We start from the raw sequence: 17577 nt of genomic DNA, 5'->3' as shown, positions 1-17577 counted from the left end.
TGTCAGGCAGGCGCCTGCATGAAGACGATCTCGGTGACGCCGTAGCGGCGGCGGTCGAGCTCCGCGAAACCTTCGGGTGCAGCGAAGTCGGAGGTTACGGCTTCCTCGACCACGCAAAGTGCTTGCGGCGCGAGCCAGCCGCCGTCGCGGGCGGAGAGAAGCGCCGCTTCGCCGAGCTTGCGGCCATAAGGCGGGTCGGCGAAAACCAGCGAGAAAGCGGGGCCGACGCTGCCGGGTCGTGGCCCGAGCAAGGTCGCATCGCGCTTGTAGAGCTTCGCATGGCCGTTGAGGCCCAGATGATCGAGATTTTCGCGGATGGCGGCGCGGCTTTCGGCGTGATCGTCGACAAACAATGCGAAAGATGCGCCGCGCGACAAGGCTTCGAGGCCGAGCGCACCCGAACCGGCGAAGAGGTCAAGCACGCGCGCGCCTTCGAGTTCGAACGCGCCGAAATCGGCATGCGCGAGAATGTTGAACAGGGCCTCGCGCTGGCGCTCGCCGGTGGGGCGTACGCGGTCGCCTTTCGGCGCGGCGATGCTGCGGCCCTTATGGGCGCCGCCGACGATCCGCATGGCGTCCCTTTCCCGTGCCGGATGCATCGGCTTTTTTCGCCCGGAAAGTTTTCTGCCGGGGCTTTGTGCCACCCGGTTTTCCCGACGCCTTGCTGTCCGGTTTTTTCAGAGTACCACCTGCCGGTTTCGGTGCCGGTCCGCGCGGCGCCGGCGCGCCTGTGTGCGCAAACTTTTCAGCATGCACGCCAAGCTGGTCCATCAGCACGCGGTTCGGCACCTGCGCCACCTCGCCTTCCGCAAGATCGCCGACCTGAAAGGGGCCGAAGGACAGCCGGATCAGGCGGTTGACCTTGAGGCCCAATGCGCCGAGCACGCGCTTCACCTCGCGGTGCTTGCCTTCTTTCAAACCGACCGTCAGCCAGACGTTGGAGCCCTGCACCTTGTCGAGCTTCGCTTCGATCGAGCCGTAGCGAACGCCGTCGACAGTGATGCCGTCTTTCAGCTTGTCGAGATCGGCCTGGCCGATCGCGCCCCAGGCGCGGACGCGGTAGCGCCTTGTCCAGCCGGTGGCCGGCAGTTCGAGCAGCCGCGCCAACTCGCCATCATTGGTCAACAGCAACAGGCCTTCGGTGTTGATGTCGAGGCGGCCGACCGAAACGACGCGCGGCATGCCAGCGGGCAGGCGCTCGAAAACGGTGGTGCGGCCTTCCGGGTCTTTTGCCGTCGTCACGAGGCCGGCCGGCTTGTGATAGCGCCAGAGCCGCGTCGGCTCCTGTTTTGGCAGCGCCTTGCCGTCGACCACAATCGCCTCGCGGCCGGTGACATTCAGTGCCGGGCTTTTCAGCACCTTGCCGTCGACCGTCACCTTGCCATCGGCGATCAGCTGTTCGGCCTCGCGGCGCGAGCAGAGCCCGGCGCGCGCAATCACCTTGGCGATACGCTCGCCGGCGGGCGGCGCTTTGGAGGCGGGCGTTTTGGGGCTGGCGTTCATGGCCTCTCTTTATCAGGCGGCTCGCCGAACCGAAAGCCACTGCTTGACGGGGCCGCCGCCGCGCGGGCAGGGTCCGCCCATGAGTGCCGACGCAACCCCGCGCCCCATGGACATCGCCTTCGCCGAGGCCGAGGCGGCGGCTCTGCGCGGCGAAGTGCCGGTGGGGGCGGTCGTCGTCGATCCTGGCGGCACGGTCATCGCCCGCGCCGGCAACAGGACGCTCGAACTGAAAGACCCGACGGCACACGCCGAAATGCTGGCGATCCGCGCGGCCTGCGCCGCCCTCGGCTCGGAACGGCTGACCGGCTGCGACCTCCATGTGACGCTGGAACCCTGCCCGATGTGCGCGGCGGCGATCTCGTTTGCGCGGTTGCGCCGCCTCTATTACGGGGCGGCGGATGAAAAAGGCGGCGGCGTCGATCACGGGCCGCGCATCTTCGAACACCCGACCTGCCATCACCGGCCCGAGGTCTATGGCGGACTCGGCGAGACAAGGGCGGCCGCACTTTTGCGCGACTTTTTTGCCGCCCGCCGAAGCTGAACAAAGCCCCAGGCCGCCTACGGCTTTCCGCGTGATTTGCCGGGCACAACCCGCTAGAGTGCGCCCATTCGCCATTGAGCGGAGGCCTCAAGGCCTCCAACCATAAAAAATACGAAGGGGAGACCTGATGAATTTCGAACACTCCGACAAAACCAAGGAACTGCTGGCGCGGCTCGAACGGTTCATGGACAAGTATGTCTATCCGAACGAGAAAACCTATAACGACCAGATGGATGCGTTCCGCGCCGCGGGCAATCCCTGGCAGGTGCCGCAGATTCTCGAAGACCTGAAGCCGAAGGCCAAGGAAGAAGGCTTGTGGAACCTGTTCCTGCCGGAATCCGAGCGCGGCGGCGGGCTGACCAACGTCGAATACGCCACGCTTTGCGAAGTGATGGGCCGGGTCGGCTGGGCGTCCGAGGTTTTCAACTGCTCGGCGCCCGACACGGGCAACATGGAAGTGATCGAACGCTACGGCAATGAGCGCCAGAAGAAGGAATATCTGGAGCCGCTGCTCGAAGGAAAAATGCGGTCGGCGTTCCTGATGACCGAGCCGGACGTCGCCTCCTCGGACGCAACCAACATCGCGACCCGCATCGAACGCGACGGCAACGAATATGTCATCAACGGCCGCAAGTGGTGGTCGTCGGGCGTCGGCGACCCGCGCTGCAAGATCGCCATCGTGATGGGCAAGACGGATCCGAAAGCCGACACCTATCGTCAGCAATCGCAGATCCTGATGCCGCTCGACGCCAAGGGCGTGAAAGTGGTGCGCATGCTGCCGGTGTTCGGCTATGACGACGCGCCGCATGGTCACGCCGAAGTCATTCTCGACAATGTGCGCGTGCCGGCCGAAAACCTGCTGCTTGGCGAAGGCCGCGGCTTCGAGATCAGCCAGGGCCGCCTCGGGCCGGGCCGCATCCATCACTGCATGCGCACCATCGGCGTCGCCGAACGCGCGCTCGAAAAGATGTGCGAGCGCCTGCTGAGCCGCGAAGCCTTCGGCAAGAAAATCGCCGATCACTCCGTGTGGGAACAGCGCGTGGCGGAAGCGCGCACCGAAATCGAGATGTGCCGTCTGCTGACGCTGAAAGCGGCCTACATGATGGACACGGTGGGCAACAAGATCGCCCGCACCGAAATCGCGATGATCAAGGTCGCGGCGCCGCGCATGGCCCTCAAGGTCATCGACGACGCGATCCAGGCGCATGGCGGCGGCGGCGTGACCACCGATTTCGGTCTCGCGCGCATGTATTCGGGCATTCGCACGCTGCGTCTGGCCGACGGTCCGGACGAGGTGCATAACCGCACCATCGCGCGGCTCGAGTTCAAGAAGCACATGAACAAGGTCCGCGCCGCGGCGGAATGATCGTGAAGAACAACCGCTTCATTCGCCGGCTTTTTGCTTTCGGATAGGCGGAAACGCGTACGGCCGGTCCCTTGCGGGGCCGGCCGTTTCCATGTGGCAAACAGAAGACCAGCAGCGGATAGCGGCCCATGACCTCATCCCCGATGAAACTTTACAACGCGCAGCTCTCGCCTTTCGCGGCGCGCTGCCGCCTCGCCATCTATGCCAAGGGTCTCGACGTCGCGTTGATCGACGTCGCGCCGGGCGCCGTGCCGCCCGAACTCGATACGCTGACGCCGATGCACAAGGTGCCTTTGCTGGTGCATGGCGATGTGGTGGTGCCCGAATCCGAAACGATCTGCGAATATCTGGAGGACATCGGCGCCGGCGCGCCGCTGCGCCCGGAAGACGCGGTCGAGCGGGCGCGCATGCGGCTCCTTTCGCGCATCGGCGATCTCTACATCATGGAGCCGATGGGCGAACTCTTCGGTCATATCAACCCGCAGGGCCGCGATCAGGCGCTGGTCGATCGCGAGATGACCGAACTGTTGAAGGCCATCGGCTGGCTTGAACACTATCTCGACGGTTCGCCCTTTGCGGTCGGCGGCCGGCTGAGCCTCGCCGATTGTGCCCTGGTGCCGATGCTGTTTTTCTTCGACCAGATCGGTCCGATGTTCGGCCATGCCTCACCGCTGAAGAATTACCCCTCAGCCGAGGCCTACTACAAGGGTATTCAGGCGCATCCCGCCGCGGCGAAGGTCGTTGCCGAGCTCGATGCCGCGCTGCGGCGCATGATGGGAAACTGAGTTCTATCCGCCTGCCGTGTTGGCGAGGGCCGGCTTTTCCGGCGCTTCGTTCTCCGCCGGCATCTCGTCCGCGCCGGGTACCGGCACGACGCAATGCGGCATCAGGGGCAGTCGGACCGTCACGACTGTGCCCTTTTCCAGTTCGCTTTCGATCGACATCGCGCCGCCATGCAGTTCGGTCAGCGAGCGCACCAGCGCGAGACCGAGGCCCGTGCCCTGTTTGCTCAAGGCGGCGTCGGTCGCCACCTGCTCGAAGGGACGGCCGAGGCGGGCGATCTGATCGGCCGGGATGCCGCGGCCATTGTCCGACACGGCAATGCCTATTCCGCTATCCGTCTCAACGACCTTCACCGACACCTTGCCGCCCGAGGGCGTGAACTTGATCGAGTTCGACAGCAGATTGAGCATGATCTGCTTCAGCGCCCGCTCGTCGGCGACAATCTCGTCGACCGCCATGTCGTCGGCCATGCTCAAGGCAAGGCCGATACCGTTTTCCTCGGCGCGGCCGCGAACGAGGCGCAGGCTCGACTCCATCAGATTGCGCAGATCGACCGGTTCCGGGTGAAGCTCGTATTTTCCGGCCTCGATCTTCGACATGTCCAGAATGTCGCTGATGAGATCGAGCAGCAGCGCACCGCTTTCGTTGATGAGCTGCGCGTATTCGAGATAGCGCGCATGGCCGAGCTGACCGAACATCTGCATGCGCAGGATTTCCGAGAAGCCGATGATCGCGTTCAAGGGCGTCCGGAGTTCGTGGCTCATGTTGGCAAGAAAACGCGACTTGGTGCGGTTGGCCGCCTCGGCACGCTCGCGGGCGTCCATCAGTTCCATTTCATGGCGCTTGCGCTCGCCGATATGACGGCTGACGCCAATGATTTCGGTCGTCCGTTTTCCCGTCTCGTCGCGTACCGGGCTCATCGTCGTTTCGAGCCAGACATAGCTGCCGTTGCTGTGCAGGAACCTGTAGTCGAATTGTACCTGCCGGCCGTCGACGGCACATTCGATGAAGGCATCGCGGACGCGCGGGAAGTCGTCGGGATGGATCATTGCCTCGTCGACAGGCCTGCCGATGAATTCCTCGGGCTTGCGCCCGAGAATCGGCTCGACGGCCGGCGACATGAAGATGACCTGCGACAGCGTGTCGTAATGTGCGACGATGTCCGATGCCTGTTCGGTCATCAGGCGGTACCTGGCCTCGTTGGCTCTCAGCGCGAGTTCGGCCTCGATCTCCTCGGTCACGTCCTCGGCAAGCCCGACCAGCGCGCCGATCTCGCTATGCGCGTCGCCTTCGGCATAGGCATGCGTCTTGATGTAGCGGTAATTTCCGTCGTCGGCGCAGAAGCGCGTGACGCAGCTCACCGGCTCCTGCGTTTCGAAGGCGTCGAGAAATTTCGACAGCAGCTCGTCGCGGTCGTCAGGATGCACAAGGTGCTCGTACCAGTCGCCGCCGCGCGGCAGTTGCGCTTCGTCGCGGCCGAGAATGCGCGCCACGCCGCGCGACCATTGCGGCGCGGGCTCGCCCTTGACCCAGCGCCAGTTACCGAAGCGCGCGAGTTGTTCGGCCTCGCGAAGCTGGTTTTCAAGCCTGTGTGTTTCGGTGACGTCGCGCGAGACGCAGAGAATGCCGGCCACGTCCGGGTCCGCCAGCAGATTGCGTCCGCGCGCCTCGACGCGCCGCCAGGTGCCGTTCGCATGCGGCAAGCGGATCAGCTCCATGACTTCGGAATCGGGAACCCGCGCGCATTCCGCAAAACGCTTGCGCAGGCGTTCGCGGTCGTCCGGATGCACAAGGCCGAAAATCGATTGGCCGATCAGCGGCTTTTCGGAGACGCCGATGACTTCGCGCACCGCGGGGCTTTGATAGGTGATGATGCCGTCGCGATCGAGGATCGTCAGGATGTCGCCGGCGTTCTCGACCAGCGCGCGATAGAACCGTTCGACCGGAAGCGAGCGCCTGTCGTTGGCGCGCGTCGACGCGGCCATGCCGGCTCCCTGCCCCGTTTTGGCGGAACGATCCATCCCTGCTCCCCACATCCGGCTCGTCGCCGGCCACCTTCATGCGGGCGATCGGTTCGCCCGTAACGAGGTAAATGCTAGGGGGATTTGTTTAACGTTCCCTTGAATCGGGAATATACGTTAAGGAGGGCTTAACCTTGTTTTCGGCGGTTCAGGCTGGCCGCTGCACAATGTCCCATGCGTGGTCGGCCAGCATTCGGCAAGAATCGCCGAGCGTCATGGCGCGCTCGGAACTCGCATTGCCATCGAGCCCGCGCTTGTAGACGCCCTGGCTGATGGAGGCGAGACGGAACATCGAGAAAGCGAGATAGAAGTTCCAGTGCGGAATGCCGTCGCGGCCCGCATGGCGGCAATATTCGGCGACGAATTCCTGCTCGGTGGGCACGCCGGGCGTTTTCGTCCGGTCGACCGCGGTCGCACCGCCGGCGACGCCCAGAAGATCGTACATGCAGGCATAAGCGACATCGGCAAATGGATGGCCGATGGTGCAGAGTTCCCAATCGAGCACGGCGATCATGCGCGGCTCGGTCGCATGAAACATCGTGTTGCCGAGGCGGTAGTCGCCATGCGCGATCGTTACCGACGGCTCGGCGGGAATATGCGCCGGCAGGTAGTTGATGAGTTCTTCCATCGCCGGCACGTCGGCCGTCTGCGCGCCGCGATATTGCTTGATCCAGCGGCCGATCTGCCGTTCAAAATAATTCCCGGGCTTGCCGAAATCGCCGAGGCCGACTTTTTCGTAGTCGACCTTGTGGAGCTTCGCGAGGTTTTCGGCGAGATTGGCATAGACCGCGCGGCGCTCCGCTTCCGTCGCGTCCGGCATGACCGACTCGCGGAAGACGCGGCCTTCGAGATAGTCCATCACATAGAAGGACGTTCCGATGACGCTGTCGTCCTCGCAAAGCGCATACATATGCGGCACGGGCACATCGGTTTCGGCGAGCGCCTTCATCACGCGGTATTCGCGGTCGACCTGGTGGGCGCTGGCGAGCAATTGCCCGGGCGGCTTCTTGCGCATCACATAGCGCTTGCCGCCGCCGGCGCCGGTCGTCGTCAGCAGGAATGTGGGATTGGACTGACCGCCCTCGAACTGGCGGACATCAAGCGCGCCGCCGAAGCCTTCCACGGCGTCGCGGCACCAGGCTTCGAGGCCCTTTACATCGAAGCGATGCGCCTCGCGGATTGCCGTGGTTTCTTCGGCGGCCTGATTTGCGGCCCGGTTGTCGGCCATGAGCGTCTCTCTCCCCCCATGCGAATAGCTGTTGGGAGAGACTTAGCACGCAGGCCAACGCCGGCAAAGGCGAGGTTCCTTACGCTGCGTCCTCGGCAGGCTTGAAGCCTTCGCCCATCGTGCCGTCGACGCGGCGCGTGCGGGCATTGTGCACAAGCTTGCCCGGCCGGTCGTCGGTGTCGGGGCGCGAGGTCGCCATGCGGATGACCTCGCGGTAGCTGCCCTTCGTCTCGATGCGGGGACCGAAGCCGTTGGCGATCAGGAATGCGCGCGCCTTGGGCAGGTTGTAGCAGGGCACCCACATCATCAGATGGTGCTCGACATGGTAGTTGACCCAGTAGGGCGCGATGAAGGCGCGTTCGAGCCAGCCGGCCTTTGTCGTGCGCGCCTGACGGAAGGGGTCGTTGTCGTCCGGCACCATTGCATGTTCGGCTATGTTGCGGATGCGCGTGATCGCCTGCTGCCAGGTCAGGAACGGCACAAGCCAGAGCGCGAAATAGAGGTACCAGTGGCCGGCGGCGGCGAGCACCGCGAAGATCGCAAGCTGCGCCACCGTGGCGCGGCCGAGTTTTGTCCAATAATGTTCGAGACGCTGCCTGAGCGGCCATTCGGCCTTGCCGAGCGCATTCATGATCTGCGCCTTGCGCTGCTGATAGCCGGTCTGACCGGTCAGGTCGCGGATCATCTTGCGGCGGAAGCTCTTGCGCGTGATCGGAAACGGCGCCGAGAGCACGAGGTCCGGATCCTCGGGTTGCTGCGTATGCGCGTGATGCTGAAGGTGATAGCGGCGATAGGCCAGCGTCTCGGCCATCATCGGATAGGCGCAGAGCCACTGGCTCAGAAACATGTTGAGCTTCTGGTTGTGCGTCAGGATGCCGTGCGCGCCGTCATGCATCAGGATCGCGAGGCCGAGCTGGCGCGCACCGATGATCGCGACCGCGAGGATGTAGGTCAGCGGATTGGGGAAGGCGACGAAGACCGCCATCGCGCCAAAGATAACGGTCCAGGCATGCGCGACCTGAAAGGCGCCGCGCCAATCGGAGCGCTGGCGCACAATCGCGAGTTGCGCGGGTGTGAAAAGTTCGCTGGCCGTGCTCATGCTTTTGCTCTCCGTTCGATCTTTCCGGCTTTCCGTTCGGGCAGGCCCGCGCCGACGCCGGCAAGGCAGAAGGCGACAATTTCGTCGACGACGCGGTCGGGGTTTTCATCGAGTTCGTGCGATTGCGGCGCGAGCGGTCCGATCAGCGCCGTCGGGATGGCGCCGGCGATGCAGGCGGCCGCGATCTTCACATTCGTTTCGGGAAGTTCGCCCGACGCGATCCCGTCTTCGAGGATGCGCGCGAAAATTTCGGCATGGGTACGACGGAAGAAGGCGCGTTCCTCGGCAAGATTGGCGTCGACCGGCTCGGCGAGCAACGCATAGGCGAGGCGGCGTCCGCGGATGGCGCGGCCGGCGAAGGTTTGCAGCACTTCGACCAGACGTGTGCGCGCCGGCGCATCGCTTGCCGCGATGAGGGCGAGCCTGTCCATCTCCTGCGCCGAAACTTCGCGAAAGATCTGGCGGCAGAGTTCTTCCTTGGACGAGAAGTAGCGATAGATCGTGCCGGTGGCGATGCCGGCGCGGCGCGCAACTTCACTCACCTGCGCCGCCGCGAAGCCGCCTTCCGCCACGAGATCGCGCGCGGCATCGAGAATGCCGCGCCGCGTCTCGGCGAGCCGGGCTGAAACCTTGTCTGTCTGGCGATAGGCCAAGATGTGAACCTCAATTCATTCGCAAAGAATGAACCATGGTTCATGGGCCGGCGTCAAGCGTAGTGGCGCAGTCCCGACGCGTCTCTGCCCGCCGTGGCGCGGCCTCAATCGGCCGGGCTGAAGACCGGGCCGAAGCCACTCAAGGGCTTGTTTTCAATCGGCTTTTTGGCTGGCGCCGCACGCCGTTCTCCGGCGTCCTGCCAATGCGGCTGGCCGCTGAAGGCGGCCGCGGCGATGGCGGCCTGGTGGAGCCATTCTCTCAGCATCTTGTTCATGGGATGCCTCCTAATGTTGCGTTGCAGCATATCTAGCCATGCAGTGCAAAAATTCAAGTGGCACGGACTGCGTCAAAAGCGCATAGCGGGTTGCGCGGGAAAGGGAGCGACTCGCTTATTGTCCTCAGGCATAAATCCGCGAACCTCGAAACGCCGGTCCATCGATGAGCCCCGCCTCGCCCGACCATCCGTCCACGGAAGAAGACAGCGCCGCCGCACTTTTCCGGCTGCGCGACTTCCGGCTCTACATTTCGGGGCGCTTCCTCGGCACGCTTGCCATGATGATCCAGTCGGTCGCCGTCGGCTGGCAGGTCTACGACATGACCGAGAGCGCGATGGCGCTCGGCATGGTCGGCCTCGCGCAATTCCTGCCGATGGTGCTGATCACCCTGCCCGCCGGCGACATCGCCGACCGCATCGACCGCAGGCTGATCGTCGCGGCGTCGGCGCTGCTCGAAGCTTCGGCGGCGGCCTGGCTGATCGCGCTGTCGCTGCTCGGCACGACGGAGGTGCTGTGGTTCTATGCCGCGCTGGCGCTGTTCGGAACGGGGCGCGCTTTCATGGCGCCCGCCTCGCGCTCGTTCGTGCCTATCATTGTCTCGAAGCTGCAATTGCCGCGCGCCATCGCGGTCAGCTCGTCCTCCTTCCAGATTTCGGTGATCGTCGGACCGGCGCTGGGCGGCTTTCTCTATATCTTCGGACCGGTCGCCGCCTATGGCACGGCGCTGGCGAGCTTTCTCGTCGTTGCCGTCGCTTTCCTGGCGATGAAAACGCGTCCCGCGCCGCTGCCGGACGGACCCGCCGTCACGGCATTGCATCGCCTTACCGCCGGCATTTCCTTCATGCGCCGCACGCCCATTGTCTTCGGCGCGATCTCGCTCGACCTCTTCGCGGTGCTGCTCGGCGGCGCGACGGCGCTGTTGCCGATTTTTGCGCGCGACATTCTGGAGGTCGGACCGGCCGGGCTCGGCGTCATGCGCGCCATGCCGGCCGTGGGCGCCATTGGCGTCAGCCTGATGCTGATCTGGCGGCCGATCCGTGCGCGCACGGGCCACATCATGTTTGCCTGCGTCGCGGTGTTCGGCATTGCGACCATCGTATTCGGGTTGTCGCGCGATTTCGGATTGACGCTGGCGGCGCTTGCGCTGATGGGCGCCTCCGACATGGTGAGCGTCAACATCCGTTCGACGCTGGTGCCGCTGGCAACGCCGCAGCCGATGCTCGGCCGCGTGACGGCGGTGGAAATGCTGTTCATCGGCGCGTCGAACGAGCTTGGCGAGTTTCGCGCCGGCGTGTCGGCGGCGCTGTTCGGCACGGTGCCGGCGGTGCTGATCGGCGGCATCGGCACTCTGGGCGTTGTCGGCTTGTGGATGTGGCTCTTTCCGGCGCTCAGGAAGGTCGACAAGTTCGACGATGTGAAGCCGCCCGGCAGCTAGACGAACTGCCCGGCGACAATGGCGGCAAGCAAGATCAATCCGAAGTCGCGATTGCCGCGAAAGAGCTGCAAACAAAGGGACGGATCGTCGATGTCGAGACGCCGGATCTGGCGAACGAGATGCGCGGCGGCGGCGGCGAGGCCGATCCAGAAGAGAAGTCCGAGACCCGCCAGCGCACCGGCGGCGGCGAAGCCCGCCAGCGCCGCGCCGTAGAAAACCCACATCCATTTGTAGGTTGCGGGCCCGAGCCTCAGCGCGCTCGAACGCACGCCGGCAATGGCGTCGTCCTCGCGATCCTGATGCGCATAGATCGTGTCGTAGCCGATCGTCCAGAAAACGGCGCCCGCATAAAGCGCAAGCGGCGCGGCGGCGAGCGAACCGTGTACGGCCGCCCATCCCATCAGCGCGCCCCAGTTGAAGGCGAGGCCGAGTACGATTTGCGGCCAGTCGGTGATGCGCTTCATGAACGGATAGACCGCGACCAGCGCGAGCGAAGCGAAACCGAGCCATATGGCATAGGCATTGAGCGCGAGCAGGACCGCAAGGCCGATGAGGCATTGCACGGCAAGGAATGCCCAGGCGGCGCGCAACGAGACCGCACCGGAGGGCAAGGGCCTTGAGCGCGTGCGCGCGACGGCGGCGTCGATGTCGCGGTCGACGATGTCGTTATATGTGCAGCCCGCGCCGCGCATGACGACGGCGCCGACGGCGAAAAGCGCCAGCAGCCCGGCGTAACGCCAATCGTCCGTGGCCAGAGCAACCGACCACCAGCAAGGCAGCAGCAACAGCCATGTGCCGATGGGCCGGTCGGCGCGGGCGAGGCGCAGAAAGGGGCGCGCGAAAGCGGGGGCGCGCGTGTCCACCCAGTTTTCAGGGGGCGCGTCGGCAACGGCGGAGGGGGCGGGATCGGTCATCGGATACTCGGCTGGGGATACTCGGCTGGCGCTTCGATTCGGTATGCCGGCATGATGCCATGGCGGGACCGGACGGGGATTTGTGACAGCGATTGTGACAGCGGAATCGGGCCTCAAAGCACCCCCTGTCACCGAACTGTCAAAGATCTGTCACGCGCGAACTTATCCCCGGTTTTCGGGCCGGGCAGGCGAATTTCTCTTTGGCAATGCAGCATGGCGAGCCGGAACACAGGCGAACCGGTTTATCCCCCGTTTGCCGTGTTGGCAACGGCTTGAACGCGATTCAACCAGAGTTGCCTCCAAGGCAATCTTCTCGTCGTTACCGCCAGTACAGATTTTCAGGGTTCGATCCGGATGACGCCCGAAGGTGAGCCGCTTTCGAGCAGTGCCGGCAGGTGACGCCGGAGCGAGGAGGGAAAAAAGATATCCTCGCTCGCCATGAGGTCCGGCAGCGCCCACCAGCGCATGTCGCGGATGACCGCGCGTTCGAGACCGGTCCAGCCGGCGGTGGCGAGCTCCGATTTGCCGGTATGGGCGATGAAGAAATGTTCCTGCAGCAGCCGCTTCTCGCCGCCGACCGTCAGGACATGCTCCGTGTACCACACATTGGGGCCGAGGCGGGCATCCGTGAGCCCCGTTTCCTCGGCGAGTTCGCGGCGCGCGGCCTCTTCCGGCGTTTCGCCGGGCTCGATTTCGCCGCCGATCGTCACCCAGTAGGCATCGCGCAGAACCGCGCCATCGGCGCCGCCGACCGCGGGGTCGTGCATGCGGATCAGCAGCAGGCGGTTCGTTGTGTCGAAGAGCAGGACGCGGGCTGTGGGACGGGGGCGCATGGGCGAGACGGTAGCGAAGTTGTGCGGGAAAGGAAACGCGTGGCCGCCGCCGCGTGCAATCGCACTTGCTGAGGGAACCAATGGGCCCCGGCTTTCGCCGGGGTGACAAATTTGTTTTGGGTTGCGGACGTGCGCACCTTACAAGAAGAGGAACGTTTGAGGACATCATGACCAGCCCCAACGACGCGCCCGACACCGACGACAACCCGCGCTGCGCGAGCGGCAAGGCGCGGCTTTTTGTCGAGGGGGATTTGCGCGGCGGTGCATCGCTGACGCTCGAGGCGGATCAATCGCATTATCTCGTCAATGTGCTTCGGATGGGCGCGGGCGACGGCGTGCTGCTCTTCAACGGGCGAGACGGGGAATGGGCGGCGCGGATTGCTGAACCGCACAAGAAGCGTTGCGTGCTCGAACTTGCCGCGCAGACGCGGGCGCAGGAACCGCTGCCCGATATCTGGCTGCTCTTTGCGCCGGTCAAGAAGGCGCGGCTCGATTTCATCGCGCAGAAGGCGACCGAGATGGGGGCGGCCGTCATCCAGCCCGTCATCACGGCGCGCACGGTCGTCACGCGGCTGAAGGACGAACGGTTGCAGGCCAACGCCGTGGAAGCGGCCGAGCAATGCGGGCTTGTGGCGGTGCCGGAGGTGCGCGAGGCGGCGAAGCTCGGCAGCCTGCTGGAGCGCTGGAGCGCGGTCGCGCCGGGGCGGCGCATTCTCTTTTGCGACGAGGGCGAACGGCCGGGCGCGGCGCGGGCGGCGCTTGAGCGGCTTGCGGGCGAAGGCTGGCGCGGGGCGCCGCTCGCCGTGCTTGTCGGGCCCGAAGGAGGATTTTCTCCCGAGGAGCGGGAGATGCTCCGCTCACGGAGCGATACGGCGGCGCTGTCGCTCGGGCCGCGCATCATGCGCGCCGACACGGCGGCGATCGCGGCGCTGGCGGTTGTCGGGCTGGTGCTGGGGGACTGGTGAGGGCGGCATGACTTCCACACAGACACTGACCATCGCCGTTGCCGGGCTCGGGCAGCGGATTGCGACCGTGATCCGGCATCTTGTGGCGGCGGCGCCGGGGGTGCGCGTCGCCGGTTATTGCGATCCGGCGCCGGTGGGGCTTCGCGCGCTCGAAAAACGCGGCATCGCGGCCGGTGAAAATTTTACGGATGTCGAGGCGATGCTGGCAGCGGTGAAACCCGACCTGTTGATGGTCGGTTCGCCCAATCATCTGCATCTCGACCACATCAAGGCGGGGCTTGCGGGCGGCGTGCGCGTCTTTTCGGAAAAACCGGTGGTGCGCACCGAAGACGAAACCTGGGAACTGGCGCGGCTCTTGCGCCAGCATGGCGAAGCGTCGGTGATCGTCGGGCTGGTGCTGCGTTCCTCGCCGCTGGTCGCCGCCGTGCGAAGGCGACTCGCGCATGAAAGTTTCGGGCGGCTTGTCAGTTTCGAGGGAAACGAGCATCTGCATCCCGAACATGGCGCCTTCCTGATGCGCGACTGGCGGCGGCACGAGCGCCACGGCGGCTCATTCCTGCTCGACAAATGCTGTCACGACTTCGATCTCTACCGGCTTTTTGCCGGCGCGCTGCCGGCGCGCGTCGCCAGTTTCGGCGGGCGGACGATCTTCACGCCCGAGAATGCGGCGCTCGCCGAAGCGCGCTACCCGGCCGGAGATCCGGCCTATGCGCTGTGGCGGGCGGGGTGGAACGGCGGCAACGACGTTTTCTCGTCCGACGCCGATGTCGCCGACAACCAGGTGGCGCTGGTCGAATATCAGAACGGGGTCAGGCTTGCCTTTCACGCCAACACCCATGCGGGGCTGATGCAGCGGCGCTGGTATTTCGCCGGGACGGGGGGCGCGATGGAGGCCGATCTCGTGACCAACCGGCTCTCCTTCCGCGACGCGCTGGGGCTTGACGATCCGCAGACGGAGGATATGGGGCTCGGGCCGGAAGCGCATTACGGCTCGGACCCTGCGATGGGGCGCGACCTTGCCGCGCATCTGCTCGAAGGCGCGCCCTTCCCGGTGCAGGTGCAGGACGCGATGGTGGCGGGGCTGACCGTGATGGCGGTCGACCGCGCGATGCGCGAGGGGACGGTTGTCGATTGCGGGGCGCTGTGGGAGAGGCTTGGGAAGGAGATGGGGCGGGGGTGAGGTTTTCGGGCGGCAGGTGGTCGTCTAGTCGACCGCAGGCGGAAGATCGTTCCGCTGTTTTCCCAACGCGTGCCAGATCGTCTCGACAATCTCGTCTGTCTTGAGCAGTACATCATTGTTCCAGAAACGCAGCACCGCATAGCCCTCATTGTTGAGCCAATTCGTCCGGCGCGTGTCGTGCGCAAGGCCCGCTGGCTCATTGTGCTGTCCGCCATCGACTTCAACGACGAGCTTGCGCTCAAGGCAGACAAAATCAACGATGTAGATTCCGATGCGATGCTGACGCCTGAAATGGAATCCCAGCGCGTTGTTTCGCAATCGGCTCCAGAGGCGGCGCTCCGCATCTGTCATGCTTTTTCTGAGATGACGCGCCTGTGCTTGGGTCATGTTGTCAATCTACCACCCTCCCCTTGGGGGAGGGTCGGAATTTGGGGCGCGTCAGCGGCACAAATTACGGGGCGGGGTTGGGGTGGACACGGCGGGTTCCAGTGCCGCGACTGGCCCCGTCACGTGACGCTTTCCCCCGCCCCGAAATTCGCGTAGCGAATTTCGACCCGCCCCCCAGGGGCGGGTGGAAGTGACGCGACAATCAACGGAAGCTCTGCACGGCTCCTACGCGCTGCGGCCGCGCGCCTCTATCGGCCAGATGTCGACGAGGGTGTCACCGCGGACCACGTGGTAGGCGTCGTAGAGGTTCACCGTCGGGTCGCAATGCGGGGTCATGGCCGTCAGTGTGCTGCCGATTTCGAGCCTGGCACCGTCGGGGAGCAGGACGCCGCCCTGTTCGTCGCCGAAGAAGAAGTAGCCCGCCCCTTCCGGCGCGCCGGACAGCAGCATGGGCGGGTCGGCGTCGGTGGAGAAGGATTTGAAGCCGGCATCGGTGGTGGCGAGATTTTTGGTGTTGGCCGAGACCACCGTCATCTGCACCGAGAGCGAGGTTTCGAAGGGGAAGGTCGCGCCGTTGCCGAGCGCGACGTCGTTATATTGCTTGTCCATGAAGATGTAGGAGCCGCCCTGAAGCTCGGTCAGCACGTTCGCTTCCGGGTCGATGTTGTAGGTGCCGGTGCCGCCGCCCGAGACGATGTCGCAGCACATGCCCTTCTGCTTCAGCGCGTCGCGCATTTCGCCGAGCGTCGTCATGGCGGCCAGCGACTTTTCGCGGCGTTCGGCGAAGTCGTGAATATGCATCAGGTGGCCGGCATAAGCCTGGAGACCTTTCAGTTCGAGCGTATCGGCAGCGTCGATCAGCTCGGCGAGTTCGAGCGCATCCTCGCCGGGGCGGATGCCGGTGCGGTGCAGGCCGACATCGAGATCGATCAGGACTTTCTGCGGGCGGCCGGCTTCCGCCGTCGCGGCGGCGGCGAGCGCGCGGACATTGAGCGCGTTGTCGACGACGACCATCAGGTCCGGGATTTTTGCGTTGAGCGCCGCGAGACGCGCGATGCCCTGCGCGGTGACGACGGGCGAGGTGATGAGGATGCTTTCGATGCCGCCTGCGGCCATCGCTTCCGCCTCGCCGAGCTTGGCGCAGCAGATGCCGAGCGCGCCGGCGGCGATCTGCGCCTTCGCAATGGCCACCGATTTGTGCGTCTTGGCGTGAGGGCGCAGCGCAAGGCCGCCCGTCCGGCAATGCGCGGCCATCAGCGCGACGTTGCGCTCGAAGGCGTCGAGGTCGAGCACCAGGGCGGGCGTCGCCAGCTTCGCGCGCGATCCCGGCTCGCCGATCAGGGCCCGGTTGGTTTCCAATGCGCCGTTCATGCCGCCTCTCCCCGCTTGATTTGCGGGGCGCATCCTAAGTGCTGAGGGCACGGCATACAAACCGGGGATTGCGGCAGGCGCCATGCAATATGTTAGGGTCTGGCCGGTTACTTGTATTGCAGGGGGTGTGTGAAAATGGAATCGATAACGCTTTCGGGGCTTGTGGTGCTTGCCTCGCTTTCGGGCGCGATGACGGGGATGCCGGCAGAGGCCGAAATCAGCAAGCCGCCTTCGGCCCTGCAAACGGCGCAGGCGAGCTGTTCGCTCAGCGGCGAGCAGCGGGCGGGCGCGCGCAAATACTGCTATTACAATTGCGGCGAGACGGTGCGGACCGTCGTGGTGGCCGCCGGCAGGGTTTGCCCGGCCAGCATCCGGCGGTAGGCTGCCGAGAGCAACTGGGTTTCAGACGGATCATGGCGAAAGCACAAGGCAGCGCGGCCGCGCAAAAACCGGGAACGGACAAGCGGGACCTCATCGTCGAGGCCGCGCTCGATCTGTTCCGGCATTACGGCTACCGGCGCACCTCGATGGAGGACATCGCGCGGGCGGCGGCCGTCGCCAAGGGCACGCTCTATCTCTATTTCAGCAGCAAGGACGAGCTGTTCGAGGCGATCTGCCGCTCGCTTGCCGAACAGATCGCCGAGGGCGTGAGCGCGGCCGAGGCGCTGGACCTGCCGCTGGAGCCGAAGCTGACCGCGCTGATGGAGGCGAAGTTCGGCTTTGCCTATCGCTGGGTGCTTTCAAGCCCGCATGCGGCGGAGCTGATGGAATCGAGCAGCCGGCTGAAGACCGACCATTTCGAGCCGGTGACGCAGCAGTTCCGCAATGCGGTGCTGAAGCTGATCCGCGAGGGCACGGCGCGCGGCGAGCTCAACCCGAAAGCGGCGGGGCTCGCCCCCGAGGCCGCCATGGACGCCCTGATCGCGGCCGCCTATGGCGCCGAGAAGTCGCCGGACGAGGCCACTTTCAAGGCGCGGCTGGCCGCCATCATGCGGATGACGCTTCGGGGCTTGAGGGCCTGA

Annotated in this window: 19 protein-coding genes; 8 read left to right on the top strand and 11 right to left on the bottom strand. The window is 65.1% G+C overall.

Annotated features, from left to right (window positions below; translation table 11 throughout):
- Positions 1-2: 2 nt before the first annotated feature.
- A complete protein-coding gene (rsmD, locus tag KF719_RS13705) occupies positions 3-572 on the bottom strand; it encodes a 16S rRNA (guanine(966)-N(2))-methyltransferase RsmD (RefSeq protein WP_293509267.1) in 570 nt (189 codons plus the stop codon).
- Complete coding sequence (locus tag KF719_RS13700; RefSeq protein ID WP_293509266.1) at positions 547-1503, bottom strand: pseudouridine synthase; 957 nt, start codon at positions 1501-1503, stop codon at positions 547-549. Before KF719_RS13700 ends, rsmD begins: the two co-directional genes overlap by 26 nt.
- A gap of 79 nt (positions 1504-1582) precedes the next feature.
- Between KF719_RS13700 and KF719_RS13695 the strand changes: the two genes are divergently transcribed.
- The 3 genes from KF719_RS13695 (at position 1583) to KF719_RS13685 (ending at position 4195) form a co-directional block, all read left to right on the top strand.
- Complete coding sequence (locus KF719_RS13695; RefSeq protein ID WP_293509265.1) at positions 1583-2044, top strand: nucleoside deaminase; 462 nt, start codon at positions 1583-1585, stop codon at positions 2042-2044.
- Between the two features lie 127 nt (positions 2045-2171).
- A complete protein-coding gene (locus KF719_RS13690; RefSeq protein WP_293509264.1) occupies positions 2172-3410 on the top strand; it encodes an acyl-CoA dehydrogenase family protein in 1239 nt (412 codons plus the stop codon).
- A 128-nt stretch (positions 3411-3538) separates the two neighbouring features.
- Positions 3539-4195 carry a glutathione S-transferase family protein gene (locus KF719_RS13685; protein ID WP_293509263.1) on the top strand — a complete coding sequence of 219 codons (657 nt, stop codon included), beginning with the start codon at positions 3539-3541 and terminating at the stop codon, positions 4193-4195.
- Positions 4196-4198: 3 nt separating this feature from the next.
- Here KF719_RS13685 and KF719_RS13680 read toward each other — a convergent pair whose 3' ends face one another.
- The 5 genes from KF719_RS13680 to KF719_RS13660 form a co-directional block, all read right to left on the bottom strand.
- On the bottom strand, positions 4199-6178 hold the full coding sequence (locus tag KF719_RS13680) for a PAS domain-containing protein (RefSeq protein ID WP_293509262.1): 1980 nt from the start codon (positions 6176-6178) through the stop codon (positions 4199-4201).
- Between the two features lie 184 nt (positions 6179-6362).
- Entirely contained in the window at positions 6363-7442 is a 1080-nt protein-coding gene (locus KF719_RS13675) for a phosphotransferase (RefSeq protein WP_293509261.1), read from the bottom strand.
- Between the two features lie 79 nt (positions 7443-7521).
- Positions 7522-8541: a fatty acid desaturase family protein gene (locus KF719_RS13670; RefSeq protein ID WP_293509260.1), complete on the bottom strand. Its 1020-nt coding sequence runs from the start codon at positions 8539-8541 to the stop codon at positions 7522-7524.
- Complete coding sequence (locus KF719_RS13665) at positions 8538-9194, bottom strand: TetR/AcrR family transcriptional regulator (protein ID WP_293509259.1); 657 nt, start codon at positions 9192-9194, stop codon at positions 8538-8540. The genes KF719_RS13670 and KF719_RS13665 overlap by 4 nt, the downstream gene beginning before the upstream one ends.
- Positions 9195-9298: 104 nt before the next feature.
- The gene (locus tag KF719_RS13660; RefSeq protein ID WP_293509258.1) at positions 9299-9469 is read right to left on the bottom strand and encodes a hypothetical protein; all 171 of its coding nucleotides are present in this window, start codon (positions 9467-9469) and stop codon (positions 9299-9301) included.
- Positions 9470-9633: 164 nt separating this feature from the next.
- Here KF719_RS13660 and KF719_RS13655 point away from each other — a divergent pair, with 164 nt between their 5' ends.
- A complete protein-coding gene (locus KF719_RS13655; RefSeq protein WP_293509257.1) occupies positions 9634-10905 on the top strand; it encodes an MFS transporter in 1272 nt (423 codons plus the stop codon).
- Here KF719_RS13655 and ubiA read toward each other — a convergent pair.
- Both ubiA and KF719_RS13645 read right to left on the bottom strand, forming a co-directional pair.
- The gene (ubiA, locus tag KF719_RS13650) at positions 10902-11819 is read right to left on the bottom strand and encodes a 4-hydroxybenzoate octaprenyltransferase (protein WP_293509256.1); all 918 of its coding nucleotides are present in this window, start codon (positions 11817-11819) and stop codon (positions 10902-10904) included. The two genes, KF719_RS13655 and ubiA, sit on opposite strands and share 4 nt — an antisense overlap.
- A gap of 338 nt (positions 11820-12157) precedes the next feature.
- Positions 12158-12652: an NUDIX domain-containing protein gene (locus KF719_RS13645; RefSeq protein WP_293509255.1), complete on the bottom strand. Its 495-nt coding sequence runs from the start codon at positions 12650-12652 to the stop codon at positions 12158-12160.
- Between the two features lie 167 nt (positions 12653-12819).
- Here KF719_RS13645 and KF719_RS13640 point away from each other — a divergent pair, with 167 nt between their 5' ends.
- Together KF719_RS13640 and KF719_RS13635 are read left to right on the top strand one after the other, a co-directional pair.
- Positions 12820-13617, top strand: a complete 798-nt coding sequence (locus KF719_RS13640; RefSeq protein ID WP_293509254.1) for a 16S rRNA (uracil(1498)-N(3))-methyltransferase — start codon at positions 12820-12822, stop codon at positions 13615-13617.
- A gap of 7 nt (positions 13618-13624) precedes the next feature.
- Positions 13625-14797, top strand: a complete 1173-nt coding sequence (locus KF719_RS13635; RefSeq protein WP_293509253.1) for a Gfo/Idh/MocA family oxidoreductase — start codon at positions 13625-13627, stop codon at positions 14795-14797.
- 24 nt (positions 14798-14821) lie between these two features.
- On the opposite strand, the gene KF719_RS13630 is transcribed toward KF719_RS13635, so the two are convergent.
- Both KF719_RS13630 and KF719_RS13625 read right to left on the bottom strand, forming a co-directional pair.
- Positions 14822-15184: an endonuclease domain-containing protein gene (locus KF719_RS13630; RefSeq protein ID WP_293509252.1), complete on the bottom strand. Its 363-nt coding sequence runs from the start codon at positions 15182-15184 to the stop codon at positions 14822-14824.
- A gap of 225 nt (positions 15185-15409) precedes the next feature.
- Complete coding sequence (locus tag KF719_RS13625; protein ID WP_293509251.1) at positions 15410-16555, bottom strand: DSD1 family PLP-dependent enzyme; 1146 nt, start codon at positions 16553-16555, stop codon at positions 15410-15412.
- A 135-nt stretch (positions 16556-16690) separates the two neighbouring features.
- Here KF719_RS13625 and KF719_RS13620 point away from each other — a divergent pair, with 135 nt between their 5' ends.
- Together KF719_RS13620 and KF719_RS13615 are read left to right on the top strand one after the other, a co-directional pair.
- The gene (locus tag KF719_RS13620; protein ID WP_293509250.1) at positions 16691-16936 is read left to right on the top strand and encodes a hypothetical protein; all 246 of its coding nucleotides are present in this window, start codon (positions 16691-16693) and stop codon (positions 16934-16936) included.
- A gap of 32 nt (positions 16937-16968) precedes the next feature.
- Positions 16969-17577, top strand: a complete 609-nt coding sequence (locus tag KF719_RS13615) for a TetR/AcrR family transcriptional regulator (protein WP_293509249.1) — start codon at positions 16969-16971, stop codon at positions 17575-17577.

The organism is Parvibaculum sp. (assembly GCF_019635935.1).
GTDB lineage: Bacteria > Pseudomonadota > Alphaproteobacteria > Parvibaculales > Parvibaculaceae > Parvibaculum.
This window is presented reverse-complemented; position numbering and strand designations above follow the sequence as displayed.